Consider the following 24,437-nt stretch of genomic DNA (forward strand, 5'->3'; position numbering starts at 1 on the left):
GCTCACCGTCGCCACCCCACAATTATTCCGGCGCAACGTGATGCTCTCCCTTAACGTAAAAAACTCTCCGATCAGCGGTATAGACGTGGGGAACTATCGCAAGCCACTCGCAATCATAAGCGCGTACCGGCATTTCCAGATGGAAAGGGACGTCGCACATGAACGTGCAGTGGAATTCAGAGCAGGGTTTTCAAGGAGTCAGCCCGCGCAGACCTAAAGGGTCGCCAGGCATGACCCATCGTGAACAAACAAGCCGGATCAGCGCAGCCTCGGTATTCACCGTAAAGCGCCGAACGCGCCAAAAACAGGCAGAAAAAGCGCGTGCGAAATCAACGCCAGTCTGCTTGTACCAGATCGATAGAGGGCTTACAGGCACTCATTTCAATACCGCGATCAGCGCTGCAGCCTTCAACTCGGCAACTGACGACCATCAGGCATTACCCCAAATTTCAGGCTCGGAGCACGTAGTTCGCCCCGAAGATTGTTTTCCTGCTGGAAAACGAAACTTGACGGCGCGCGGCACCTGAAGGCCCGACCAGCAAATGTATGGTGAGCATGGAAGCCCATGTCGCCCAAATGGACAAGAAGAACTTCCCCCTTCTCAACGATTCAGGAGAAACAACATGATTCCGGTCATCCTCTCAGGCGGCAGCGGTTCCCGGCTTTGGCCACTTTCGCGCAAGGCGTTTCCCAAGCAGTTCCTCGCGCTGACAGCCGAGCAGACACTGTTCCAGCAAACCATCGAGCGGCTGGCCTTCGAAGGCATGCAACCCCCGCTGCTGGTCTGCAATCAGGAGCACCGCTTCATCGTCAAAGAGCAGCTGGCCGCGCGTAAGCTGAGCATTCAGGGCCTGATGCTTGAGCCATTCGGCCGCAATACTGCTCCAGCGATCGCCATTGCGGCAATGAAGCTAATCGAGGATGGGCGTGATGAGCTACTGCTGGTTTTGCCAGCGGATCATGTGATCGAAGACCACAAGGCGTTTCAGCGCTCTCTGGCCCTGGCGACCAACGCAGCCGAAAATGGTGAAATGGTCCTGTTCGGCATCCCTGCCACCAGCCCGGAAACCGGTTACGGCTATATCAAGTGCGACCATACCCAGCGCAATGGCCTGCCGGATGGCGTCAACCGCGTGACCAACTTCGTTGAAAAGCCTGATGAAGCACGTGCTCAGCAGTACGTTGAATCCGGTGACTACTATTGGAACAGCGGCATGTTCCTGTTCCGCGCCAGCGTGTTCCTGGAAGAGTTGAAAAAGCACGACCCGGACATCTACGACACCTGCTGGGTTGCCCTTGAGCGCAGCGCCAAGAATGGGGAAGAAGTTCTGATCGACCCGGCCACATTCGCGTGCTGCCCAGACAACTCGATTGACTATGCCGTGATGGAAAAGACCGAGCTGGCCTGCGTCGTACCGATGTCAGCCGGCTGGAGTGATGTCGGCTCTTGGTCGTCTCTCTGGGATGTGTTGGAAAAAGACGAGAACGGCAACGTGACCAGAGGTGATGTGATTGTCGAAGACAGCCGCAATTGCCTCGTGCACGGCAACGGCAAACTCGTAACAGTGGTGGGCCTGGACAACATCGTCGTGGTCGAGACCAAGGACGCGACCATGATCGCGCACAAGGACAAGGTTCAGGACGTCAAGAAGCTGGTCAACAAGCTCGACGCCATGAAGCGCTCCGAGACCCAGAATCACTGCGCTGTGTACCGCCCGTGGGGCTGGTACGACTCAGTCGACATGGGTGGCCGCTTCCAGGTCAAGCGCATCTGCGTCAACCCCGGCGCCCAGCTCTCTCTGCAGATGCACCATCACCGAGCCGAGCACTGGATCGTTGTATCGGGCACCGCCCAGGTTACCTGCAATGACAAGACTTTCCTCCTGACCGAGAACCAGTCGACCTATATCCCGGTAACGTCGATCCACCGTCTGGCCAACCCAGGCAAAATCCCGCTGGAAATCATCGAAGTTCAGTCCGGGAGTTACCTTGGTGAAGATGATATCGAGCGACTGGATGACGTGTACGGCCGCGCGCCTGACAACATTGCCAGTCAGTCTCGCTAAACTGCCGATGTGATTAAGAACCGCGCCGATTCCGGCGCGGTTTTTTATTAGCTGCAGAAAGTCTGGAGATGAAGGGGCAAACTGCGGGTCCAGCGCTGTCAGCCAGCTATAACTGAGAACAACAACAAGACATCCGTCTGTTTTTATTTGATACTCAAAGCCCGGCAACACGGGCCAACCCAGCTTCAAGTTGATTCGCAGACACCAGCCTCTGTCGAGGCGCCGCCGGTTCTGAGAAATACAACTACTCAATTAGCTCGTTCGGTTCCGCCCGCTTGCAGTGCCGCCAAACAACCATTTTAAATAGGCTGCCAGCCCTCGAACGGCTGTGCGACACCTTAGTCCCCTGGCGGCTACGCCAGAATGTTCAGACAGGAAAAGATAAAGAGTGACAAAAGAAGAACTACGCGCCGAACTGGAAAAGCAGGCAAATCGTTTCAAGACGGTATATGGCGGTGAGGTAACCACCTATGCCGCACAACCCGATCCTGAGCGAAAGCCGTGGCGTAAAAAGCAGACCATTCACGATCAGGCATTCAAGAAAGAGCTGGAAAAGATTGAAAAAGAGATAGCGCAGAAAGAACCACAATCCGAGTGAAGCAGCGCGATGCTTCTCCCGATGAGGAAGTTGCCAACCAGCTTCGGCAATTAGTGGTTTCGGGCAGCGTTATTGAGATCAGCGCCTTTTCCCAAGTAACGAGCCCATCAGCCCTCTCGCCAGTTGCCGACCGAGTTGTGACGCAGCCTGACGCGCAGCGCTCTTGACCACGCGTCCGAGCAAATCACCGAACGCATCGCCGGTCTCGGCCCTGGTCTTTTCGCTTTTTACCGCAGGCTCGGCCGCCACCGCCTTTTCTGCACGCTCAAGCAGGATCTCGTAAGCCGATTCGCGATCGACTGCCTTGTCGTAGCGCATACGCAATGGCGAGGCGGAGATCAAAGCACGCCGCTCATCCTCACTTAGCGGCCCAACCCGGGACTGCGGCGGTGCGACCGCTACGCGTTGCACCACGGCTGGCATGCCTTTGTTCTCCAGCCCTCCAACAAGCGCTTCGCCGATCCCCAGATCCGCCAGGGAATCGAGCGTGGTGAATGCCGGATTGGCACGAAAACCGTCAGCCACTGCACGCAAGGCCTTTTGCTCTTTCACCGTGTAGGCCCTAAGACCGTGCTGGATACGCAGCCCTAGCTGCGCCAACACCTCATCCGGCAGGTCAGTTGGCGACTGGGTGACAAAATAGACGCCTACACCTTTCGAACGAATCAGCCGCACGACCTGCACCAGACGCTCCTGCAGCGCTTTCGGCGTGTCGCCGAACAGCAGATGCGCCTCATCAAAAAACAGGGCCAGCAGTGGGCGATCCGCATCGCCGCGTTCGGGCAATTGCTCGAACAACTCGGCCAATAACCACAACAGGAAGGTCGCGTAGACCTTGGGTGCCTGATGCACGAGCTGACTGGCGTCCAGCAGATGAATGCGGCCACGTCCGTCAGCGGCCGGTTGCAAGATATCCTCCAGCGCTAGCGCAGGCTCCCCGAACAGGGCCTCGGCGCCTTGCTGCTCAAGCGTAGCCAGGCGACGCAGCAGCGCCTGGGTCGACGCACTGGTCAACAACGCCTGATCATCCCCCAGCGCCTGTGGATTCTGCTTGAGATAACTCAGCAGCGCCTTGAGATCCTTCAGATCAAGCAGCAGCAGACCTTCGCGATCAGCCACCTTGAACGCTGCATAAAGCGCGGCCTGCTGACTGTCGGTCAGCTCAAGCAAGCTTCCCAGCAGGAGCGGCCCCATCTCGGTCAGTGTTGTGCGCAAAGGATGGCCGGACTGACCCTGGACGTCCCAAAGCGTCACCGGATACGCCTGCGGCTTGTGTTCCAGCCAGGGCATGCTGGCGATACGCTCGGCAATCTTTCCCTGCGGCGCACCGGCAGCACCCAGCCCACAAAGATCCCCCTTTATGTCGGCTGCAAAAACCGCGACTCCCGCATCGCTGAACGCCTCAGCGAGCCGCTGCAGCGTTACCGTCTTGCCGGTCCCGGTCGCACCCGCAATCAATCCGTGTCGATTTATCAGCCGGAGCGGATGCGTATTCGGCTCGCCAGACGCCTCCGCACCCAAAACAAAACGATCACTTTGGCTCATACAATTGATCCCAGGGTTAGGAACTGGATGACTGGCAACGTCAGCTCGTAGGTCTGCAAGAAAACTTTTATTAGGCGTCGGCTGAAATTAGTACGTCCGGCGTTTGGTCCGCTTCATCGAAAGAGGATCGGTATAGTTTCCATAACGCATCAGCCCCAGGAAAATCCGTACCGAGTTCTGGCCCCAGATGATCGGGATCGTAGCGTTGCGTACATCCACTGCCAATGATCGGCGGCGCGGTTGCACTCGACTTTGCCAAAGGATCGCTCATGCACCCTCCGCGCCGGAACGACGGTCAGTTGAATACCAGCGTCTTGTTGCTATGAACCAGCACGCGTTCTTCCAAGTGATAGCGCAGGCCACGCGACAGCACCATCTTTTCAACATCCTTGCCCAGTCGCACCATGTCCTCGATGCTGTCGCGATGACTGACGCGTACCACGTCCTGCTCAATGATCGGACCTGCGTCCAACTCTTCGGTCACGTAATGGCAAGTTGCACCGATCAGCTTCACGCCGCGAAGGGAGGCCTGATGATAGGGCTTGGCGCCAACGAAGGAAGGCAGAAAACTGTGATGAATGTTTATCACGCGCTGGGCGAACTCTTCACATAATTCGGCAGGAAGAATCTGCATATACCGGGCAAGTACAATCGCATCTGCCTGCTGTTCACGAACGAGGCGCGACACCTCGGCGAATGCCTCTTCCTTACGCCCGGGTTCAACGGGCACATGAAAGTAGGGAATACCGTGCCACTCGACCATGCTGCGTAAGTCGTCGTGGTTGGAGATCACGCAGGGAATATCGCAATCCAGTTCACCGCTGTGCCACCGATGCAGAAGATCGGCCAGACAATGCGACTCTCTGCTGGCCATCAGCACGACGCGCTTGCGCTGCTGAGAGTCGGTAATTCGCCATTCCATGGAGAATTCGCGTGCAATCGGTGAGAAGGCCTGACGGAAGCCTTCTAGATCAAAAGGCAGCGAGTCGGCTCGAATCTCATGGCGCATGAAAAACCAGCCACTCTGATGATCCGAATGATGGTTGGCTTCCGTGATCCAGCCATTGTAGGTGGCGAGGAAATTACTGACCTTGGCAACAATGCCAACGCCATCGGGGCAGGCAATGACCAGCCTGAACGTGCGCATGAACAAAACTCCGACATGAAAAAGGTCGCGCATTCTAGCGCAGCGAAGAAAACCGCAACCAGATGATTGGCGCTACGTCATGGGCTTACCGGCACGGCGTTTACGCATCCCCACAGTCGCCGCATGGACTTCAGGGAGGGTTTTTAATAACTGTTGCAACGGCCAATCCGCATTTACTAAATGCCCATCACGGCCCGTTTATTACGACGCTCTGTGGTTTCCGGAAATATTTGATGACAACCCACAAACGCAAGTTTCTTGGCGAAGCGAACCAGCAAGTCATTGAACTAACGGGCGCACAGTAATAAGTGCGCGTTCCGGATAGCATCTTTATTCATCGCTATATTTACTTGTGCATTGCAGCTGTCTATGATTGCCAGCACTTGCGTTCAAACCTATACCAAGGAAGTGACATGTCGCTGATCAATGAATACCGCGCCACAGAAGAAGCTATCAAGGAACTCCAGGAACGCCTGAAGTCTCTTTCGGCAGACGACAAGCTGAAAAAGGAGCTTGAGTTCGAAGGTAAGCTGCGCGAACTCATGGGCGAATATCAGAAGTCGCTGCGCGACATCATCGCCCTGCTCGACCCAGATGCCCGGAACAGCAAGACACAGCGCACCACCAAGACGCCAACTGCAACCAAGCGGGCCCGCCGCGTCAAGCAATACAAGAACCCGCACAATGGCGAAGTTATTGAAACCAAAGGCGGCAATCACAAGACGCTGAAGGAATGGAAAGCTCAGTGGGGCTCTGACGAAGTTGAAGGCTGGGCTACTCTGCTCGGCTAAATACCTTCGCTGCATCCAAGCCATCTACGCTTCTAACGAAGCCAGATGGCTTTTTTGTGCCTGAAACATTGTTCAGCGGATGTAGCGCTCACGCATGACATTGGCATGCACCGCCCACTGCTGCAGCAAGACTTGCTGATCCAGGCTTGCTGAGGGCTGTAAAGCCTGCAGAGCAGCTTCGAATTGCTGCAATGTATTCGGTGCGCCGAATTCTGGAAGGGTCAAGCGTTGCTGGCAGAACGTCTCCCATCGCAGTTTTTCCGTTGAGGTGAGCGACTCGGGGAAATTACGCGCGCGATAACGAAAATGCAGTTCCGGTAATCGCGGATCATCAAATGGCGGTACTTCAGCCGAACTTCCATCGCTATCACGTACCTGTTCACAGAGCCGACGATCGCGGTCGCCAAGAAAGCCTTCGTACAGCTGTTGCTCAGGATCCGACAGTCCCGCGAATGCCTGTTCCTCATAGATATCGGCGAGCTTTGAGCTCCATTCCGGTAAACGGTCGCGCAGATCCCGAGCCCTTGACTCGCAACATTTCAGGTCGAGGCCCAACCGCTCTACATCCGATTCGCGCAAGACATTCATGGGCACCATCACCGGGCATCGATTGATGTGCACCAACTTCAATGGAATCGGAAGTTTCTCGCCCAGGTCTTCCCGCCGGGTATACAGCCGCTCACGAATATCCTCGCTGGTTTCCTCCCACAGCGGAGAGCATTCGGCGTTGAGGTCACAAACAATCAGAGCGTTGCGATTGCGCGGGTGCCAGGCCAGCGGCAGCACCACCGAAAGATAATGTCGCGCAGCAGAGAAGCGACCGGAAATATGCACCATGGGCTTGAGCAGCTGGATCTGCTCGATGACTGCATTCTTGCGCCGCAGTTTATACAGGTAGTCATAGAGTCTCGGCTGGCGGTCGCGAATCAACCGCGCCAGGCCAATGGTTGCTCGAACGTCTGATAAGGCATCGTGCGCCTGCAGATGCTCAAGCCCATTGACTGCACTCAGACGCTCGAGCTTCAGCGAGACGCGTCCGTCCTCCTCGGGCCAGTTGAGCCCTTCAGGTCGCAACGCATAAGCGGTGCGAACCAGGTCGATCAGATCCCAACGGCTGTTTCCGCCCTGCCATTCGCGCCCATAGGGATCATGGAAATTTCGGTACAGGGTGTAGCGCAATACCTCGTCGTCGAAGCGCAGGGTGTTGTAGCCAGCGCTGCAGGTGCCCGGCTGCGCCAGCTCCCGATGCAGTCGTGCAACGAACTCAGCTTCAGGAAGGCCCTTCTCGGCAAGGATACGCGGGGTGATACCGGTCACCAGACAGGCCGCAGGGTGCGGCAGGATGTCATCGCTCAGACGGCAATAGATGTTCAGCGGCTCACCGATCTCCTCCAGCGCCTCGTTAGTGCGGATACCGGCGACCTGCAGCGGGCGGTCACAACGCGGAGAAATGCCTGTGGTTTCGAAGTCGTACCAGAAGATGCTGGATGTCACGGGAGCCTCCCTCTCATTGTTCGGGCGCAGTCTAGCGCGCTTGAGCAGTTGACGATTGCGCCACGATTGACGAGGTGCGCCAGACGCACGGGCGCGTCGACTCAATGCGCAGCAACTTGCCGCCCGGCTCAAAACCGCGCACAGACGCTGGCCGAATCAGACAATTAGGTGGTTTCATAGCGGCTTCTGCCGGTCATGCTCCTGTGCATCAATCGGCCGGCCATACCGCGCGATCATCCCACTGTAATCCGTCATCGAGCACAACCATTGCCGCCCGTCTCCGCATCTCTGGACAACACACACAGAGTTGAAACGCCAGAAGGCATCGACCTGCTGCTGCGCCCGGCCGGCCTGGTGCCCCGGGCATTAGCGTTTGCCCTGGATCTGGTGATACGCCTGGCCTTGCTGGCCACGCTGGGGTTGGGTCTGGCCTCGCTGGGCCAGTTCGGCATGGGAGCCGGTTCCCTGCTGCTGTTTGTCGTGCAATGGTGGTACATGGTGCTGTTCGAAGTGCTGAACGACGGTAGAACGCCAGGCAAGCACTGGCTGGGGCTGAAGGTGGTTCATGACGACGGCACGCCAGTCGGCTGGGCGTCATCGCTCACGCGCAACCTGCTGCGGTTCGTCGACATACTGCCCTTCGGCTACTTTCTCGGGGCGATTTGCTGCCTCTGGCACCCGTCATTCAAACGACTCGGCGATCTGGCCGCCGGCACGCTGGTGGTCTATCGCGAGCGAGGCGGCAGCAAAGCGGCGCTTCCGACGGTCGAGGCCATCGCCGCACCCTTCCCACTCGAACTGACCGAGCAACACGCGGTGATCAGCTTTGCGGAGCGGCAGGAAAGCTTGTCCCCTGCGCGCAGACAGGAGCTTGCAGGAATCCTCGCTGCTCCCCTGGGGACTACGCCCGCGCTAGCCGAAGCGCAGCTCCATGGCATCGCCCGCGGCCTGGTAGGCCCGCCATGAAACAGAGCCAGTTCCAACATCAGCACCAGACCGAATGGGAGGCGTTCGCCAAAACCCTCGATGCGCTCGAACGAGGCAAGAAGCCCCCAGCGGCTTCCGTCGCGGCGTTCCCCGCAGCCTATCGACGTATTTGCCAGCAGCTCGCGCTGGCTCAGGCTCGTGGATACGGCACACGCCTCAGCGATGATTTGCAGCTGCTGGCACAGCGCGGGCACCAGCAACTCTATCGTCACCGCAGCCCGCTGTTGGGGCGACTGCTGGGTTTCATTCTGGGCGGGTCCGGAAGATTGATCCGGCAGGAATGGCGCTACCTCGCCGCGGCCAGCCTGCTGTTCTATGGCAGCCTTCTGGGAATGACTGTTCTGGTCTTGATCTTCCCTGATCTCATCTACAGCTTGGTCAGCCCGGATCAGGTTGCACAGATGGAAGCGATGTACGACCCCGACGCCAGCCGGCTTGGCCGCTTCGGCGAGCGTGGTTCGAGCGATGACTGGATGATGTTCGGCTACTACGTCATGCATAACATCGGCATCGCGTTTCAGACCTTTGCCGGTGGGCTGTTGTTTGGAGTCGGCAGCGTCTTCTATCTCCTGTTCAATGGGTTGATCATCGGTGCAATCGCAGGCCATCTGACCGGAATCGGCTACGACCAGCCGTTCTGGTCGTTCGTGATTGGTCACGGTGCGTTCGAGCTGACAGCGATTACCCTGGCTGGAGCCGCCGGGTTGAAGCTGGGCGGCGCGCTCATCGCGCCGGGTCGGCTCAGGCGTGGTGAAGCCCTTCGGCTGGCCGCCGCCCGCGCCGTACGGCTGATCGCCGGCGCCGCACTGATGCTCCTGATTGCTGCATTCGTCGAAGCTTATTGGTCGTCGATGACTTACCCGTCGGCGCTGATTAAGTACGCGGTGGGCGCATTCCTTTGGCTGCTGGTGGGCCTGTACCTGCTCTTGAGCGGCAGGAGTAACCATGCAGCTGAATGACGCGACCATGGCGATCCGCCCGCGCAGCGCCTGGGAGGCCCTGGATCTGGGCATCCTGCTGGCGCGGCGGCACGCCAAATTGTTGATGCTCAGCTGGGCACTGCTGACCCTGCCGGTATTCGTGCTGATCAGCCTGTTGCTTTGGCAACACCCGACCCTGTCCCTGCTGCTGTTCTGGTGGTGCAAGCCGCTATACGAGCGATTGCCGCTATACATTCTTTCCCGTTCACTGTTCGGCGATACCCCAACTCTGCACGCTAGCTTCAGGGCATTGCCGGGCGTGCTGCGCCCGCAGTGGTTTTCCAGCATGACCTGGCGGCGCTTCAGCCTGACCCGAAGCTTTGACCTGCCAGTCGTGCAGCTCGAAGGCCTTTCAGGCTCAACCAGGCAGCAACGCCTGACAGTGCTAAGGCAACGTGACAGCGGCCCTGCACGCTGGCTCACCATCGTCGGCGCGCATCTGGAAAGTGGTCTCTGGCTGGGTGCGATCGCGCTGCTTTATATACTTATTCCGCAACAGCTGCTGGCGGACTGGACCTGGCGGGACCTGCTGGAGCTGGACGGCAACTGGCTCTGGTTCGAACACTTGACCAACCTGTTGTACGTGCTGGTGCTGATGATCTGGGAGCCGATCTACGTTGCCAGCGGTTTCAGCCTTTACCTGAACCGGCGGACGATACTCGAGGCCTGGGATATCGAACTGAGTTTCCGCCGACTGCTACAGAGACTCACACCCTTGCTGCCCGCACTGGTGCTCGCCTTAGGTTTGATACTGAATCCGTTTGTGATGGACGTCGAAGCTGCCCCGGAGGGCGAACACACGACAACTGTCCCGGGCGCCGAAAGCGAACGTCTGCTCAATCAACCCCTGACCAGCACGGCGGCACAAGAACAGATTTCCCAGTTGCTCGATCAGCCGCCTTTCAGAAACCAGGAGACAGTGACCCGCTGGCGCTTCGGCGATGAACAGACGGACGCCGAACCTGGCTGGTTGGCTCGACTACTCGACTCCTTACTCGGCGCAGGCAGCCTGCAGCGCAGCATCAGCCACCTCGCAGCGGGTATCGAGGCGCTCCTGTGGGCCGCATTGTTCGGTCTGACGGCTTACACCATCTGGCGCTACCGAGACTGGCTAAGGCTGCATGCGCCGCGATTTCGCGTCGCTGGCAAAACGCGCCAGCGCACACCAGCTGTGTTGTTCGGGCTTGAAGTGCAGCCGGAAAGCCTGCCCCGGGACGTCGCGAGTGAAGCCGAGCGGCTATGGCTGGACAGTCCGCGCAAGGCGCTCGGCCTGCTCTACCGAGCCCTGCTCAGCCATCTGCTGCATGACCATAAATTGCCTCTGAGAACGGCCCATACCGAAGGAGAGATCCTGGAACTGTTGCGCCAGCATGATCATCCGGCACTCCTCGCCTATGCGCAGACGCTCACCGAGCACTGGTTGAATCTCGCCTATGGACATCAGGTTCCACCCATCTCGACAAAGGATCAGTTGTGCGGTCAGTGGCGAGCCATCTTCGGCGCAGGAGCGTTACAGTGAGTCGCCGTCGCATCGCGTGCCTGTTACTGGTCGCCGTACTGCTCGCAGCACTGCTCGCGTATGCCGCAAGCAGGGCGACCTCGTACCAGGAAGTCATCAAGCACGGCCCGGCACCACAGGTGCGCAGCGCGCCCTATCTGGCAGCAGAGCAATTTCTCGCTAAGCAGCAGCGCACGATCATTCGCGCCGAAAGCCTGGCCACACTGGCCGAGTTGCAGCCTGAAAAGCAGATTCTGCTATTGCTGGGCGAACGCGGGGAGATGACCTCGAAGCAAACGGAACAGCTGCTCGAATGGGTCGCGCAAGGCGGCCATCTGGTGTTCGTAGCAGAGCGTATCTGGGACGAGCGCGCAGCAAGCAGCGGCGATCTGTTACTCGATGCTCTTGGCTTGCAACAGTACGAGACGGCGGGAGAAGAATCTGCTGAACCAGCCAGGGAGCTGCCTGGCGCGGACAAGGGCGTCGAACTGACCCGGCTGTACCTCGAGAACGAAGACGCACCCGCCTATCTCGCGTTCGATACGGGCTTTCACCTCTACGATGCGGACAAGAAGGCCCACGCCTGGGCCAACAGTCAGGGTGCGACACACATGCTGCAATTGCAGCATGGCGCAGGGCTGATCACTGCATTGACCGATAGCTGGATATGGCAGAACGACCGGATAGGTCAATACGATCATGCCTGGCTGCTCTGGTACCTGACCCAGGACCGCGAGGTCACCTTCGTCTATCGCACCGGCCATGACAGTCTGGCCGAACAGCTGCTACGCCACTTTCCCGAAGCGCTCGTGGCTCTGCTGCTGGCTCTGGCGTTCACGCTCTGGCATCTGTCACACCGACAGGGCCCGCTAATCGACAGCGCGGATCGCAGCCGCCGGCAGCTTGAGGAGCACATTCGTGCAAGCGCCGATTTCCTCTATCGCCGTGCCGGACAAGGTCAGCTGCTGACCGGCCTGCAGCGCGACATTGCGGGCAAGGCGCAGCGCCGACATGCGGGTTTCGAAACGTTGGCGCGCGAGCAACAGTGCCGGGTGTTGGCGACATTCTGCAGCCTGCCCTTTGAAACCATCGACCATGCTATGCGACCGCCACCTGCCAAGCCGGTCAGCGTTGCCGAATTCACCTCACAGGTTGCCCATCTGCAAACCCTCAGGAATTCTCTATGAGTGAAGCCACAAGCGAACCGAACCAGGCCGCAACCGGTACCTCGCCTGCCGCCAATGCAAGCATTCAGCTTCAACGCGCCAGTCAGCTGGCACAGGCGTTACGCCTGGAGCTGCACAAGGCCGTCATCGGCCAGCAGGAGGTCGTTGATGGTGTTCTCACCGCTCTGATCGCAGGCGGACATGTACTGGTCGAAGGTGTTCCGGGACTGGGCAAGACCTTGCTGGTTCGTGCCCTGGCGCGCTGCTTTGGCGGAGAGTTCTCGCGGATCCAGTTCACCCCTGACCTGATGCCGAGCGACATCACCGGTCACGCCGTATACGACATGGCCACCGAGCAGTTCAACCTGCGCAAAGGGCCGGTGTTTACCAACCTGCTGCTGGCTGACGAGATCAACCGAGCGCCGGCGAAGACCCAGGCGGCGCTGCTGGAAGTCATGCAGGAGCGGCAGGTTACGCTAGAGGGCCGCGCACTGGCCGCACCACAACCCTTCCTGGTAATGGCCACCCAAAACCCCATCGAACAGGAAGGTACGTACCCACTGCCGGAAGCCGAGCTGGATCGCTTCATGCTGATGCTGCGCATGGATTACCCGCTGGCCGAAGAGGAGCTGGAGCTGGTCCGCCAGGTCACTCGCTCCGCGCGCACCGACATTCTGGACGTCAGCGGCCTTCGGGTTTTGCTGCAAGCAAAGGACGTCCAGGCCCTGCAGAAAATTGCCAGTGATGTGCCCCTCGACGATCAAGTGCTCGACTACGCGGTACGCATTGCACGCGCGACGCGCGACTGGCCGGGGCTGGCCCTTGGCGCGGGCCCACGAGCCTCCATCGCGCTGGTTCGCTGCGCACGTGCACGCGCACTGTTGCGTGGCGGGACATTCGCGACCCCGGACGATGTGAAAGGCTGCGCGGTAGCCGTGCTCAGGCATCGGGTCAGGCTGTCGCCCGAGACGGATATCGAAGGCGTTTCAGTGGACCAGCTGTTGCGCCAACTGCTCGACCAGGTGGCGGCGCCGCGACTGTGAGCCGATACGCCTCGAGGGCTTTGTGATGAGCCCATCCCGCCGCCTGGTCTATGGGCTTCTGGTGCTGTTTGCCCTTGCGCTGCCGCTGGGCCTGCTGTCAGCCGTGGACCGGGCCTCACCCGCCATTGCTACCACCGCCTGGTGGGGCTTACTGGTGTGTACCGGTGTTGTGGCGATCCTCGACGCGTGGCGCCTTCGGCGACAGCATTCGCCAATGCTGCAACGCACCCTCCCGGGCCATCTGGCGCTCTGGCGCTGGCAAGAGGTGAAGCTTCAGCTATGGGCCGCGACAGCTGATCCGCTGCAGATGGAAATCTTCGACCATGTGCCGGCTGGCATGGCATTCCAGCATTTGCCGCAGCGTGTGACCCTCCCGCCCGGCCAACGCTGCGAGATCGGCTACCGGCTATGCCCCGCTCAGCGAGGCCATTTTCTTTTCGACAACTGTGAGGTCCGGCTTCACAGCCCACTGGGGTTATGGCGCCAGCGTCGCCTGCTGCCGCTGGGATCGCAAACACGCGTGTTTCCTGACTTCACTCGTCTGCACGGCGCGCCGCTCATGGCAGTGGACAGCTGGCTGAGCCGCCTCGGCGTCCGGCAGCAACCGCGCCGCGGGTTGGGAATGGATTTCCACCAGCTTCGCGAATTTCGCGAAGGCGACACCCTTCGCCAGATCGACTGGAAGGCCACCGCGCGCAAGCGCGTGCCCATTGCGCGGGAGTATCAGGACGACCGCGATCAGCAGATCTTGCTGATGCTCGACTGCGGCCGGCGCATGCGCAGCCAAGACGGCACTTACTCGCACTTCGATCATGCGCTCAACGCCAGCCTGCTGCTGGCTTATGCGGCCCTGCGCCAAGGCGATGCGCTGGGCCTGTACACCTTCGCAACCGAGCAGAAACGCTTCCTGGCGCCGGCAAAGGGACAGTCGCAACTCAATGCCTTGCTCCATGGCGCCTACGATCTGATCAACACGCGCCAGCCCGCTGATTTCATGCTGGCCGCAGTCGATGTGCTGAAAAAGCAGAAGCGTCGGGCCCTTGTGATCATCCTCAGCAACCTGCGCGACGAGGATGACGATGACCTCCTCGGCGCCGTGCGCCACCTCTCCAAACGCCACCGCGTGCTGGTGGTGAGTCTGCGCGAGTCCGTGCTCGACGGTCTGCGCGAGCGGCCGCTGAGCAGCTTCGAAGACGCGCTGGCCTATTGTGGAACCATGGACTATCTGAATGCGCGCGGCCGTCTGCACGATAGGCTGCAGGCCCATGGCGTGCCGGTACTCGATGCTCGACCCCAGGATCTGGGGCCGGCATTGATCAGTCGTTACCTGGCATGGAAGAAAGCCGGAATGTTCTAGCGATTACCTGTTGCGCGACAACTCGCAAGCCCGGCTCAAATGCCGTGACAACGGTCTTCGTCAGCGGCGCGGCTCTGCGGCGCCTCGCCATGAGGCAGGCGAGCCGGCGGAATGCTCAGCATCGGCCGGAAGCTGAAATAGTGATGCAGCGCATCGATCATGTTGCGGATATCGCTGGGCGGTGTGTTCAGCACGAATCCCGAATCGAAGCTGCCTGGCGTGACATCTTCGCGCGACCAGCGGCAGGTGGCGCTGAAGTCGATATAGCGCAGCTGGCCGTGCTGTCCAGGAATCTTCAGACGCATCTCGAAGCGCGCATCGGTCATCATCGGATAGGGACTGATAAGCATCAGACCGGTCTCGGACAGATTGCCGATAAAGCCCAGCGGCTTATCGGTGAACCTATTGAAAACGTTGAGGTAATACGGCAGCTGGTGCCGCTGGATACTGCGTTGATTGAGCATATTCATCGGTTCCGGGCCTGCCGCCAATTTGATCGCCGCGACCGTTGCCAGCCGCTCAGCTGCAGTTCTGACTGATACGACTGGCCAGCTGCCGCCGCGTTGCCCCTATTTCTTCATCACTGTAGTAGACCCGCTCACCCTTTGCATCCGCACGGTAGTAGCGCCCACCCTGCGACAGCCTCGATAGCTGCTGCTTCCACTCGCGGCATGCACGCTCGCGCTTTGCATACTGCTCACTGGCCGCTTGCTCAGCGGCTTGCTGCTCCTGCCGACGCGCGTCGAAGAATCGCTCGGTTCTGGCCTCCCGCTCGCGGGTCGCCTCGTCGCGCTCGATGACCTGCGGTCTCACCTCGACCTGCTCAGCGCCAGGGCGCGAGCGCGAGTCGAAATGGACGTTTCCCTGGGCATCGACCCAGCGGTAGATCTCCGCAGTTGCCAATGGCGACGCAAAAAGCGCTACGAATACAAGCGGTGTAATGCGCATGGGTTCCTTCCCGCCCAGTCAGCCATGACTGGTATCGCTTCAGGGTTTGACGGCGTGGGTTACCACCCGCTCCTCCGGTTGATAGTGCCCTAACTGACGTAGTGTCTCCAGCCTCGCGCGACCGCGAAACGCATATTCAGTGGCTGGATAGCGTGTCTGAATGAAGCGATAGGTTTCCACCGCATCGACAAAGAGCCCGAGGCGCTCCAGACACTGGCCGCGCAGCATGGATATCTCCGGCTGAAGATTATCGCGCGGGCGACTGCGCCGCTCGGCCTGGGAAAGCTCCAGCATGACCCGGTCGCAATCACCCAGCTGATAGTGCTGGTAAGCGGCGTCCAGATGACGATCAAGTGCGTTTCTGCTGCTGCAGCCTACGCTTAGGGTGGCCAGAAATAATATGACGAGAGTGCGCATGGTAAGAATCCTCCGATCACGGCTTATCGACCACGGCAGGCAGAACTGCAGACCTTTCGGCGTATTTATAGCGGCCTTGAAACCCCTTCTGTCCTCACTCAAAGAGTAGTGCATGCCAACGATGACTACATCCGCCCGGCATAGTAGCCTCCCGGCCATTCTGAAAAAGGAGCAATGAATGATTTCGCGCCGTACCAAAATCGTCGCCACACTGGGCCCAGCCAGCAGCTCGCCCGAGGTGCTGGAGAAAATGATCCTGGCCGGACTTGATGTCGCGCGTCTCAATTTCTCCCACGGTGCGCCGGACGAGCACCGCGCTCGGGCTCAATTGGTACGGGAGATAGCCGCGAAGCACGGCCGCTTCGTCGCGTTGCTGGGCGACCTGCAAGGTCCGAAGATCCGCATCGCCAAGTTCACCAACAAGCGTATCGAACTTGCTGAAGGCGACAGTTTCCGCTTCTCCGTCACCCACCCACGTGATGCGGGTACTCAAGAAGTGGTCGGCATCGACTACCCGGACCTGGTGAAAGACTGCAGCGTTGGCAACGAGCTGCTGCTCGACGACGGCCGCGTGGTCATGCGGGTCGACAGCACCACCGCCGACGAGCTGCACTGCACCGTACTGATCGGCGGCCCCCTGTCGGACAACAAGGGGATCAACCGTCGCGGCGGTGGTTTGACCGCACCGGCGCTGACGGCCAAGGACAAAGCCGACATCAAGCTGGCCGCCGAGATGGATCTGGACTATCTGGCAGTCTCCTTCCCCCGCGACGCGGCCGATATGGAGCTGGCCCGCCGTCTGCGTGATGAAGCCGGTTCGAGCGCGTGGCTGATCGCCAAGATCGAACGTGCCGAAGCGGTAGCCGACGACGAAGCGCTCGATGGTTTGATCCGTGCCAGCGACGGCGTGATGGTCGCGCGCGGCGACCTCGGCGTTGAAATTGGCGACGCCGAGCTGGTGGGCATTCAGAAGAAGATCATTCTGCACGCCCGCCGCAATAACAAGATCGTGATCACCGCGACCCAGATGATGGAGTCGATGATCCAGAACCCGATGCCGACTCGCGCTGAAGTCTCCGATGTAGCCAACGCGGTACTCGACTACACCGATGCGGTGATGCTGTCTGCTGAAAGTGCGGCGGGCGAATACCCGATCGAAGCAATCAAAGCGATGGCGCGTGTTTGCGTTGGAGCCGAAAAGCACCCGACCAGCATCAAGTCCGGTCACCGCCTCGGCCAGCGTTTCGAGCGCAGCGACGAGAGCACTGCGCTGGCGGCCATGTATACCGCCAATCACTTTCCAGGCGTCAAAGCCATCATCAGCCTGACCGAAAGCGGATATACCCCGCTGATCATGTCGCGGATTCGCTCATCCGTGCCCATCTTCGCCTTCTCGCCCCATCGCGAAACCCAGGCGCGGGTCGCTATGTTCCGCGGCGTGCAGACCATTCCTTTCGACCCGGCTGCGCTACCGGCCGACAAGGTCAGCCAGTCGGCAGTGGATGAATTGCTCAAGCGCAACATCGTCAATGTCGGCGACTGGGTAATCCTGACCAAGGGAGACACGTATCACGGCACTGGCGGCACCAACACCATGAAGATCCTTCGGGTTGGCGATTCGCTGAGCTGATCAGCCTCTTGCAGGCATGATCGAGCCGGTCATGCCTGCAAGGATGCAAGGATGCAAGCCTTCTGAGTGTCACTTCTAACGACATTTAACGCGAGCTGCGCTCAGCCCTCGACCTGACGCGCGACAAAGGCATCGCTCAGAATCTGCCCCCTGGGCAGCCCCGCCAGATACATCCGTTTTGAACACGCCTCGACGAATTCACTGGCGCCGCAGATCAGCGCCATCTCCTGCCGTGACGCCACTCTCAGTTTCTGCAAGCCACTCTGCAGCTGCTCGCGATCGAGCACTTCGACGCTCAGGTTTTGATGTTTTTCAGCGAGAGACGCCAGCTCAGCCTGCAGATATGACCCGCCTCGACAGACGTGAATCAGCCGAATCGGCCCTTCATGCGCTTGACGTAATGCCTCGCGAAGAATCCCCCAAAGCGGCGCGAGTCCGGTGCCCGCTGCCACGAGTAAAAGCGGGCGACTCTGCCAATCGGGATCGTAGCGCAGCGCGCCGGCATGCAACTGGCCGAGCCTCAACCAATCGCCAACGCCAAGCGTACGTGCAGCCTTACTGAAGGCACCTGACCGGGAGCAGTCGAGATGGAATTCAAGCCAGCTGTCATCGCCCGGAAGACTGGCCAAGGAATAGGGTCGGGCAATGCCGTCTGCCGTCCATAGCAACAGATGCTGGCCAGCGTGATAGCGCAACGGGCGTTCGGGCACCAGTTGCAACCTAAGAACCCCTCCGTTGAGCCAGTCGAGACGCTGCACCCGCGCTGGTAATCCCTTACGAGCAGGGTCGAATACGGCAACGCTGAGATTTCCGGTGACGGCGCACTGGCAGGCCAACCTCCAGCCTTCCTTGCGCCGAGCAGGATCAAGCGCCTCCGGGCGAGCGTCCTCGGGCTCGCCGTCCAGGCAGCGAACCAGACAGGCATGGCAACTACCGGCACGGCAGCTGTAGGGCACATCCAGGCCAGCGCCATTGAGCGCGTCGAGCAGATTGCTCCCAGCGGCCACCGTCCACGTCATAGCCCCGTGGGTGATCTCAGGCATTTACCGTTGTCCAGCTGGCTTCGCAACGGTTGCGGCCGTTGCCCTTGGCTCGATATAGCGCCTCGTCAGCACGCTGCAAGGCTTCGTCGAGGTTGTCGCCCGCCCTGAGCAGCGTCAGGCCCACCGAGAGACTGAGGTGGCCGGGCTGCAATTTCACATCCAGCGGCTGAGCATTGGCGAATGCCTCACGCAGACGCTCGCAACAGGCACTGAATTGCTCGGCGTCAGTGTGCGGCAGCAACAGAACGAATTCTTCGCCGCCGTAGCGCGCAAGAATGTCACCGTCGCGCAGGCAGGAGCGCGCCACGGAAGCAAAGGTCTGCAATACCCGATCGCCCGTCGCGTGCCCATGCAGGTCATTGATTCGCTTGAAATGATCAAGATCGATTAGCGCAATGCCCGACTGATGTGCCGCACGTAACCGACTCAGCTCGGCCTCGGCCAGACGAATGAAGTGCCGACGGTTGTAGAGCCCGGTCAGTTCATCGGTCGAGGCCAGATCCTCCAGCTGTCGCATCATTCCGCGAAGCGTCTCCTGGTGAGCCTGGAGCGCAAACCGGCGCTGACGCATCCGCTGGCGCAACTTGTAGACGTAACCGACGAACAGGCACATCCAGATCAAGGTGACCAGCAGCACGCCGGTCTGTAGTAGTACAGCCTGAGGATCGGTCAATCGACCCTCGTAGGCGTCATGCAAGGCCATGCTTCCAAAGCTGAGCAACGCCAGCACTGCGTAGCGCGCAAATTTCTTCGGTGGAAGAAAGACCGCGAACATCAGCACCAGCACGTACAAGACGAGGAGAAACCCGCGGTTCTGGCCAAGATTGAACAGGAAAAAGGTCAGCCAGACCAATGCGACCAGCACTTGAGGCTCGGTCATGCTGGGATCTCTGAAACGCAGATTGTGGCCTCGGTAGAAAACCCAGAAAAAGCCCAGCTGGCTGAACAGGATCAGCAGAGAGCCGGCGATCGCAGATTCGATCGGCGCCTGATAGAAGCCGCCGACATAAGTAATCCATGTCAGCAACAAAGCCAGACCGTAGGTGGCAGCGGCCATGCCGAAGCGCTTGGTTACCAACAACTGCAGCGCCTGCTGATCGCTCTCGTCACGACTCGCGCGCATGGATTCCTTCCCATAGTGGCAATCCGACACACTTTACGCCGGACCTAGGAAAAAGCCCATAAGCCGCCGGATCAGTGGTACTGAAAAAATTCAGCTGTCCTTTCACTAGCAGACAGGGCAGTTCAGAACTTCGCGTTTTCGGCGGCCGCGCCGACCCCAGGCCGACGATTCGGCGCGACGCCCGGCCCTCGTCTACAGGCAGCGCCATGCCAGTTTTGATGTGCATCCCTTCACCTTTGGTCCGTGTGTACCCTTGGTCACAGCAGGTTATACTGCCGCGCCTTTTTCCAACCTGAGCGCGCTGGTTGCCTTCCTCGGCGCGCCTTGACTCCGCCCCGCCAAGAGGACGCGCTGCATGACCGTGATCAAGCAAGACGACCTGATACAAAGCGTCGCTGACGCTTTGCAGTTCATTTCCTATTACCACCCCGTCGATTTCATTCAGGCGATGCACGAGGCCTACCTGCGCGAAGAATCACCTGCCGCCCGCGATTCCATGGCGCAGATTCTAATCAACTCGCGGATGTGCGCGACGGGTCACCGGCCGATCTGCCAGGACACCGGCATCGTCACCGTATTCGTGCGCGTGGGCATGGATGTGCGCTGGGACGGCGCCACCATGGGCCTGGACGACATGATCAACGAAGGCGTTCGCCGCGCCTACAACCTGCCGGAGAACGTTCTGCGGGCTTCGATCCTCGCCGACCCCGCAGGTTCCCGCAAAAACACCAAAGACAACACCCCAGCTGTCATCCACTACTCCATCGTTCCAGGTAACAAGGTCGAAGTGGACGTCGCAGCCAAGGGCGGCGGTTCCGAGAACAAGTCGAAAATGGCGATGCTCAACCCGTCCGACTCCATCGTCGACTGGGTGTTGAAGACCGTTCCGACCATGGGCGCAGGCTGGTGCCCGCCCGGCATGCTCGGCATCGGCATCGGCGGCACCGCTGAGAAAGCAGCGGTGATGGCCAAGGAAGTCCTGATGGAGTCGATCGACATCCATGAACTCAAGGCCCGCGGCCCACAGAGCCGCATCGAAGAGATGCGTCTCGAGCTGTTCGAGAAGGTCAACCAGCTGGGTATCGGCGCCCAGGGTCTGGGTGGCCTTACTACCGTGCTCGACGTCAAGATCATGGATTACCCGACCCACGCCGCCTCGCTGCCGGTGTGCATGATCCCCAACTGCGCTGCCACCCGCCACGCACACTTTGTGCTCGACGGGTCAGGCCCGGCTGAACTGACCCCGCCGCCGCTGGATGCCTATCCGGAAATCGTCTGGGAGGCCGGCCCGAGCGCGCGTCGCGTCAACCTCGACACCATCACCCCGGAAGAAGTACAGAGCTGGAAACCGGGCGAGACCGTTCTGCTCAACGGCAAGATGCTCACCGGCCGCGACGCCGCGCACAAGCGCATGGTCGACATGCTGAACAAGGGTGAAGAGCTGCCAGTGGACCTCAAGGGCCGCTTCATTTACTACGTCGGCCCGGTCGATCCGGTCGGTGACGAAGTGGTTGGCCCGGCTGGCCCGACCACCGCGACGCGTATGGACAAGTTCACCCGTCAGATTCTGGAAAGCACTGGTCTGCTGGGCATGATCGGCAAGTCCGAGCGCGGCCCCATTGCCATCGAGGCGATCAAGGACAACAAGGCGGTCTACCTGATGGCGGTGGGCGGTGCGGCTTATCTGGTCGCCCAGGCGATCAAGAAGTCCAAAGTGCTGGCCTTCGCCGAACTGGGCATGGAAGCGATCTACGAGTTCGAAGTGAAGGACATGCCGGTCACCGTTGCCGTTGATACCAACGGCGAGTCGGTACACATCACCGGCCCGGCGATCTGGCAGCAGAAGATCGCCGAAAGCCTGGCGGTCGAAGTGCAGTAGCGTTTCGCCAATAAAAAAGCCCGGCTCAGTGCCGGGCTTTTTTATTACCGTAAGGTTTAGCGGTTGAAGCGTTCGACCAGCGCACGCAGGCCACGCGCCGCACCTTCCAGCTCGCGGCCGCGCTGCATGGTGAGATCCGCCTTACTAACATTGCTGTCGGTTGTCACGGCAATGCTGGTGACCTGCCGGGCGATGTCTTCGGCCACATGGGCCTGCTCCTCGGCCGCAGCGGCCATTTGCTGACTCATCCCGGTAATGCGACTGACCGCCTCGCGAATGCCCTGCAGCGCATGCTGGGCCTCGATGACCTGGGCCAACCCCTGCGCCGCCTCCTTGTCACCTACCTGAGCAATCGCCACCGCCTCGCCAGCCTTGCTGGTCAGCGACTGGATGATGCCCTGGATCTGCTGCGTCGAATCCCGGGTCTTGCTGGCCAGAGCACGAACCTCGTCTGCCACAACTGCGAAGCCCCTGCCCTGCTCACCGGCACGCGCAGCCTCGATGGCTGCGTTGAGAGCCAGCAGGTTGGTCTGCTCGGCGATGCTCTGAATCATCCCGGCGGCCGACATGATCTGCTGGGTTTCGCCGGCCAGTTCATTCACCGCATTGCCGATGCTGGTCACCGTATTAGCGAGCATTTCCATTGCCTTGCGCGAGCTGGCGGCAACCCGGTCGCCGTCATTTGCCAAGCCATTGGCCGTACCCGCCTCGGCCGCGGTTTGCTGAACATGGCTGGCGACTTCGGTGATCGACGCAGTCATCTGAGTAACGGCAGTCGCCGTCATATCGGTCTCACCCCGTTGCTGGCGCAGATCGTTCTCGGTCTGGCTGGCCAGCATCGACGTTTCCGCCGAAGCGCTTTCGACCTGTCCGGCAAGATCTGAAAGACGGGTCAAGGCGGTGCGCAAACGGGCATCTTCGCTGATCAGCGCCATTTCCAGCCGCGCCGCATTCCCGAACTGATGCGTGTAGGTCAGCGCAACGACCGGGTCCGTAAACGCTTGGGGAACGCGCTGCAGGATCCGCTCCAGCTGCCTTTCGGCCGAGACATGACAGCTCAAGCCCAGCGCGAAGAACAAACCAAGCACCACGACCACCTCAACTGCAGGCGGTAGCCAGAACATACCCGCTGTCGCCAGCGCGGCTGCGCTCATCGGCAGCGCCAACGCACGTGCCCAGCCTGATGCCCGTCGACCGAGCGAAACGGCAGGCTGCCCCGCCCGCAGGCGCTCGTAGAGCGCGGTGGCCTGTGCAATCTGCTCGGCAGTTGGCTTGACCCGCACCGACTCGAAACCGGTCAGTTTGCCGTCATCGAGAATCGGCGTCACATAGGCACTGACCCAATAGAAATCGCCATTCTTGCAGCGGTTCTTGACCACTCCCATCCAGCTCTTGCCAGCTTTCAGGTATCCCCACATCGCCTGGAATACCGCTGGCGGCATGTCGGGGTGGCGAACTAGGTTGTGATCACTGCCGATCAACTCATCCCTGGCGTAGCCGCTGATTGCAACGAACTCATCATTGCAATAAAGAATCTTGCCCTGCGTATCGGTCGCAGAGATCAGTCTCTGATGCGCCGGAAAGCTCCGCTCGGTATTACTCACCGGCCCGTTGTTTCTCATTCCTGATCTCCATGATGGCTAATTGATTCCAGACAGACTCACCGGTCATGACGAATCAATCTGTTACATGGATCGGGCGGAGATCGACGAACTTGAGCGAGCGCAGCAATTATCTGCAGAAGAGTGACCAGTGGATGTCGCGCGCGACTTTCCAGGGCTGATCGGACGGACTAGCTGCCGTTTTGAGGCAGCTTTATATACAGCGCTTCGACTTTAGCCCTGGCCCACGGGGTTTTACGAAGGAACGCCAGGCTCGACTTTATGCTTGGCTCACTCCGGAAGCAGCGGATGTCGACCCGCTCGGCCAGGCCGTCCCAACCGTAACGCGCATGAAGCGCGACGAGAATGGCTTCAAGCGTCACGCCGTGGAGTGGGTCTTTTGCCTGAGTCATGAAAATCCTGAACACTTGAGCGCTTGAAAAAAAGGCCCGCCAGCGGTTCGCTGGAGCGGGCCTTCCGAACGGACGTTGCATATTACAGGGTGATGCGGGTTCCGAGCAGCTCCAGAAAGGCCGCCAACCAGGCAGGATGGGCAGGCCAAGCGGGAGCGGTCACCAGATTGCCTTCCGTGTGCGCCTTGTCGACGGCGATGTCGACGAACTCACCTCCGGCCAGTCGCACCTCGGGCGCGCAGGCCGGGTAAGCACTGCAAGCGCGCCCTTTGAGTACATAAGCCGCAGCGAGTAGCTGGGCACCGTGGCAGACCGCAGCGATCGGCTTTTTCGCCTCGGCGAAGGCTTTAACCAAACTTAGAACCTGATCGTTGAGCCGCAGGTATTCCGGGGAACGGCCGCCTGGTACGACCAGAGCGTCATAGTCTTCGGCACGCACCGCGGCGAAGTCGAAGTTCAGCGCGAAGTTATGCCCAGGCTTTTCGCTATAGGTCTGGTCACCTTCGAAGTCGTGAATGGCAGTTCGCACGGTATCGCCGGCCTTCTTGTCCGGGCAGACCGCGTGAACGGTGTGGCCGACCATTTGCAAAGCCTGAAACGGCACCATGGTTTCGTAATCTTCGACGTAATCGCCGACCAGCATCAGGATCTTCTTCGCAGCCATAACAAACGCTCCATTGGTTAGTGATTTCAAGGGCGACCAGGCCTGCG

24 protein-coding genes are annotated in these 24,437 nt (G+C 59.8%); 12 read left to right on the forward strand and 12 right to left on the reverse strand.

Annotated features, from left to right (window positions below):
- Nucleotides 1-230: 230 nt before the first annotated feature.
- The 3 genes from NA619_RS10755 to NA619_RS10765 all read left to right on the forward strand — a co-directional run bounded on the left by NA619_RS10755 (nucleotide 231) and on the right by NA619_RS10765 (nucleotide 2,664).
- Nucleotides 231-527, forward strand: coding sequence for a hypothetical protein (locus NA619_RS10755; RefSeq protein ID WP_255961861.1), 297 nt, complete (start codon nucleotides 231-233; stop codon nucleotides 525-527).
- Between the two features lie 96 nt (nucleotides 528-623).
- Nucleotides 624-2,066, forward strand: a complete 1,443-nt coding sequence (locus tag NA619_RS10760; protein ID WP_255961862.1) for a mannose-1-phosphate guanylyltransferase/mannose-6-phosphate isomerase — start codon at nucleotides 624-626, stop codon at nucleotides 2,064-2,066.
- Between the two features lie 388 nt (nucleotides 2,067-2,454).
- On the forward strand, nucleotides 2,455-2,664 hold the full coding sequence (locus NA619_RS10765) for a hypothetical protein (RefSeq protein ID WP_255961863.1): 210 nt from the start codon (nucleotides 2,455-2,457) through the stop codon (nucleotides 2,662-2,664).
- 78 nt (nucleotides 2,665-2,742) lie between these two features.
- Here NA619_RS10765 and NA619_RS10770 read toward each other — a convergent pair whose 3' ends face one another.
- The 3 genes from NA619_RS10770 to purU form a co-directional block, all read right to left on the reverse strand.
- Nucleotides 2,743-4,209, reverse strand: coding sequence for a helicase HerA-like domain-containing protein (locus tag NA619_RS10770; protein WP_255961864.1), 1,467 nt, complete (start codon nucleotides 4,207-4,209; stop codon nucleotides 2,743-2,745).
- Nucleotides 4,210-4,279: 70 nt separating this feature from the next.
- Entirely contained in the window at nucleotides 4,280-4,480 is a 201-nt protein-coding gene (locus tag NA619_RS10775; RefSeq protein WP_255961865.1) for a hypothetical protein, read from the reverse strand.
- 24 nt (nucleotides 4,481-4,504) lie between these two features.
- Nucleotides 4,505-5,356: a formyltetrahydrofolate deformylase gene (gene purU / locus NA619_RS10780; protein ID WP_255961866.1), complete on the reverse strand. Its 852-nt coding sequence runs from the start codon at nucleotides 5,354-5,356 to the stop codon at nucleotides 4,505-4,507.
- A gap of 413 nt (nucleotides 5,357-5,769) precedes the next feature.
- Here purU and mvaT point away from each other — a divergent pair, with 413 nt between their 5' ends.
- A complete protein-coding gene (mvaT, locus tag NA619_RS10785; RefSeq protein WP_255961867.1) occupies nucleotides 5,770-6,147 on the forward strand; it encodes a histone-like nucleoid-structuring protein MvaT in 378 nt (125 codons plus the stop codon).
- A 72-nt stretch (nucleotides 6,148-6,219) separates the two neighbouring features.
- On the opposite strand, the gene sbcB is transcribed toward mvaT, so the two are convergent.
- Nucleotides 6,220-7,641, reverse strand: coding sequence for an exodeoxyribonuclease I (gene sbcB / locus NA619_RS10790; protein WP_255961868.1), 1,422 nt, complete (start codon nucleotides 7,639-7,641; stop codon nucleotides 6,220-6,222).
- A 267-nt stretch (nucleotides 7,642-7,908) separates the two neighbouring features.
- Here sbcB and NA619_RS10795 point away from each other — a divergent pair, with 267 nt between their 5' ends.
- The 6 genes from NA619_RS10795 to NA619_RS10820 are packed head-to-tail and all read left to right on the forward strand — an operon-like array spanning nucleotide 7,909 to nucleotide 14,672.
- Nucleotides 7,909-8,607, forward strand: a complete 699-nt coding sequence (locus tag NA619_RS10795) for an RDD family protein (RefSeq protein WP_255961869.1) — start codon at nucleotides 7,909-7,911, stop codon at nucleotides 8,605-8,607.
- A complete protein-coding gene (locus tag NA619_RS10800) occupies nucleotides 8,604-9,587 on the forward strand; it encodes a stage II sporulation protein M (RefSeq protein WP_255961870.1) in 984 nt (327 codons plus the stop codon). The genes NA619_RS10795 and NA619_RS10800 overlap by 4 nt, the downstream gene beginning before the upstream one ends.
- A complete protein-coding gene (locus NA619_RS10805) occupies nucleotides 9,574-11,127 on the forward strand; it encodes a DUF4129 domain-containing protein (RefSeq protein WP_255961871.1) in 1,554 nt (517 codons plus the stop codon). Before NA619_RS10800 ends, NA619_RS10805 begins: the two co-directional genes overlap by 14 nt.
- A complete protein-coding gene (locus NA619_RS10810) occupies nucleotides 11,124-12,293 on the forward strand; it encodes a DUF4350 domain-containing protein (protein WP_255961872.1) in 1,170 nt (389 codons plus the stop codon). Before NA619_RS10805 ends, NA619_RS10810 begins: the two co-directional genes overlap by 4 nt.
- Nucleotides 12,290-13,315 (forward strand): AAA family ATPase, encoded by a 1,026-nt coding sequence (locus NA619_RS10815; RefSeq protein ID WP_255961873.1) that lies wholly within the window; start codon nucleotides 12,290-12,292, stop codon nucleotides 13,313-13,315. The genes NA619_RS10810 and NA619_RS10815 overlap by 4 nt, the downstream gene beginning before the upstream one ends.
- Nucleotides 13,316-13,340: 25 nt before the next feature.
- Entirely contained in the window at nucleotides 13,341-14,672 is a 1,332-nt protein-coding gene (locus tag NA619_RS10820; protein WP_255961874.1) for a DUF58 domain-containing protein, read from the forward strand.
- A gap of 35 nt (nucleotides 14,673-14,707) precedes the next feature.
- Here NA619_RS10820 and NA619_RS10825 read toward each other — a convergent pair whose 3' ends face one another.
- Genes NA619_RS10825 through NA619_RS10835 form a run of 3 tightly spaced genes read right to left on the reverse strand, consistent with a single transcriptional unit; the run spans nucleotide 14,708 to nucleotide 16,037 of the window.
- A complete protein-coding gene (locus NA619_RS10825; protein WP_255961875.1) occupies nucleotides 14,708-15,142 on the reverse strand; it encodes a PilZ domain-containing protein in 435 nt (144 codons plus the stop codon).
- 49 nt (nucleotides 15,143-15,191) lie between these two features.
- A complete protein-coding gene (locus NA619_RS10830) occupies nucleotides 15,192-15,620 on the reverse strand; it encodes a DUF4124 domain-containing protein (protein ID WP_255961876.1) in 429 nt (142 codons plus the stop codon).
- Nucleotides 15,621-15,659: 39 nt separating this feature from the next.
- Complete coding sequence (locus tag NA619_RS10835) at nucleotides 15,660-16,037, reverse strand: tetratricopeptide repeat protein (RefSeq protein ID WP_255961878.1); 378 nt, start codon at nucleotides 16,035-16,037, stop codon at nucleotides 15,660-15,662.
- Nucleotides 16,038-16,215: 178 nt separating this feature from the next.
- Here NA619_RS10835 and pyk point away from each other — a divergent pair, with 178 nt between their 5' ends.
- On the forward strand, nucleotides 16,216-17,667 hold the full coding sequence (gene pyk / locus NA619_RS10840) for a pyruvate kinase (RefSeq protein WP_255961879.1): 1,452 nt from the start codon (nucleotides 16,216-16,218) through the stop codon (nucleotides 17,665-17,667).
- A gap of 101 nt (nucleotides 17,668-17,768) precedes the next feature.
- On the opposite strand, the gene NA619_RS10845 is transcribed toward pyk, so the two are convergent.
- Both NA619_RS10845 and NA619_RS10850 read right to left on the reverse strand, forming a co-directional pair.
- Nucleotides 17,769-18,710 (reverse strand): iron-sulfur-binding ferredoxin reductase, encoded by a 942-nt coding sequence (locus tag NA619_RS10845; protein ID WP_255961880.1) that lies wholly within the window; start codon nucleotides 18,708-18,710, stop codon nucleotides 17,769-17,771.
- Entirely contained in the window at nucleotides 18,703-19,833 is a 1,131-nt protein-coding gene (locus NA619_RS10850) for a GGDEF domain-containing protein (protein WP_255961881.1), read from the reverse strand. The genes NA619_RS10845 and NA619_RS10850 overlap by 8 nt, the downstream gene beginning before the upstream one ends.
- Before the next feature lie 355 nt (nucleotides 19,834-20,188).
- Between NA619_RS10850 and NA619_RS10855 the strand changes: the two genes are divergently transcribed.
- Entirely contained in the window at nucleotides 20,189-21,712 is a 1,524-nt protein-coding gene (locus NA619_RS10855) for a fumarate hydratase (protein ID WP_255961882.1), read from the forward strand.
- Nucleotides 21,713-21,768: 56 nt separating this feature from the next.
- Here the strand turns inward: NA619_RS10855 and NA619_RS10860 are convergent, their stop codons facing one another.
- The 3 genes from NA619_RS10860 to NA619_RS10870 form a co-directional block, all read right to left on the reverse strand.
- Nucleotides 21,769-23,334: a methyl-accepting chemotaxis protein gene (locus NA619_RS10860; RefSeq protein WP_255961883.1), complete on the reverse strand. Its 1,566-nt coding sequence runs from the start codon at nucleotides 23,332-23,334 to the stop codon at nucleotides 21,769-21,771.
- Nucleotides 23,335-23,504: 170 nt separating this feature from the next.
- Nucleotides 23,505-23,726: a VF530 family DNA-binding protein gene (locus NA619_RS10865; protein ID WP_255961884.1), complete on the reverse strand. Its 222-nt coding sequence runs from the start codon at nucleotides 23,724-23,726 to the stop codon at nucleotides 23,505-23,507.
- A gap of 82 nt (nucleotides 23,727-23,808) precedes the next feature.
- Nucleotides 23,809-24,390, reverse strand: a complete 582-nt coding sequence (locus tag NA619_RS10870) for a DJ-1/PfpI family protein (protein WP_255961885.1) — start codon at nucleotides 24,388-24,390, stop codon at nucleotides 23,809-23,811.
- Nucleotides 24,391-24,437 lie beyond the last annotated feature (47 nt).

Source organism: Stutzerimonas stutzeri, from assembly GCF_024448895.1.
Taxonomy (GTDB): domain Bacteria; phylum Pseudomonadota; class Gammaproteobacteria; order Pseudomonadales; family Pseudomonadaceae; genus Stutzerimonas; species Stutzerimonas stutzeri_Q.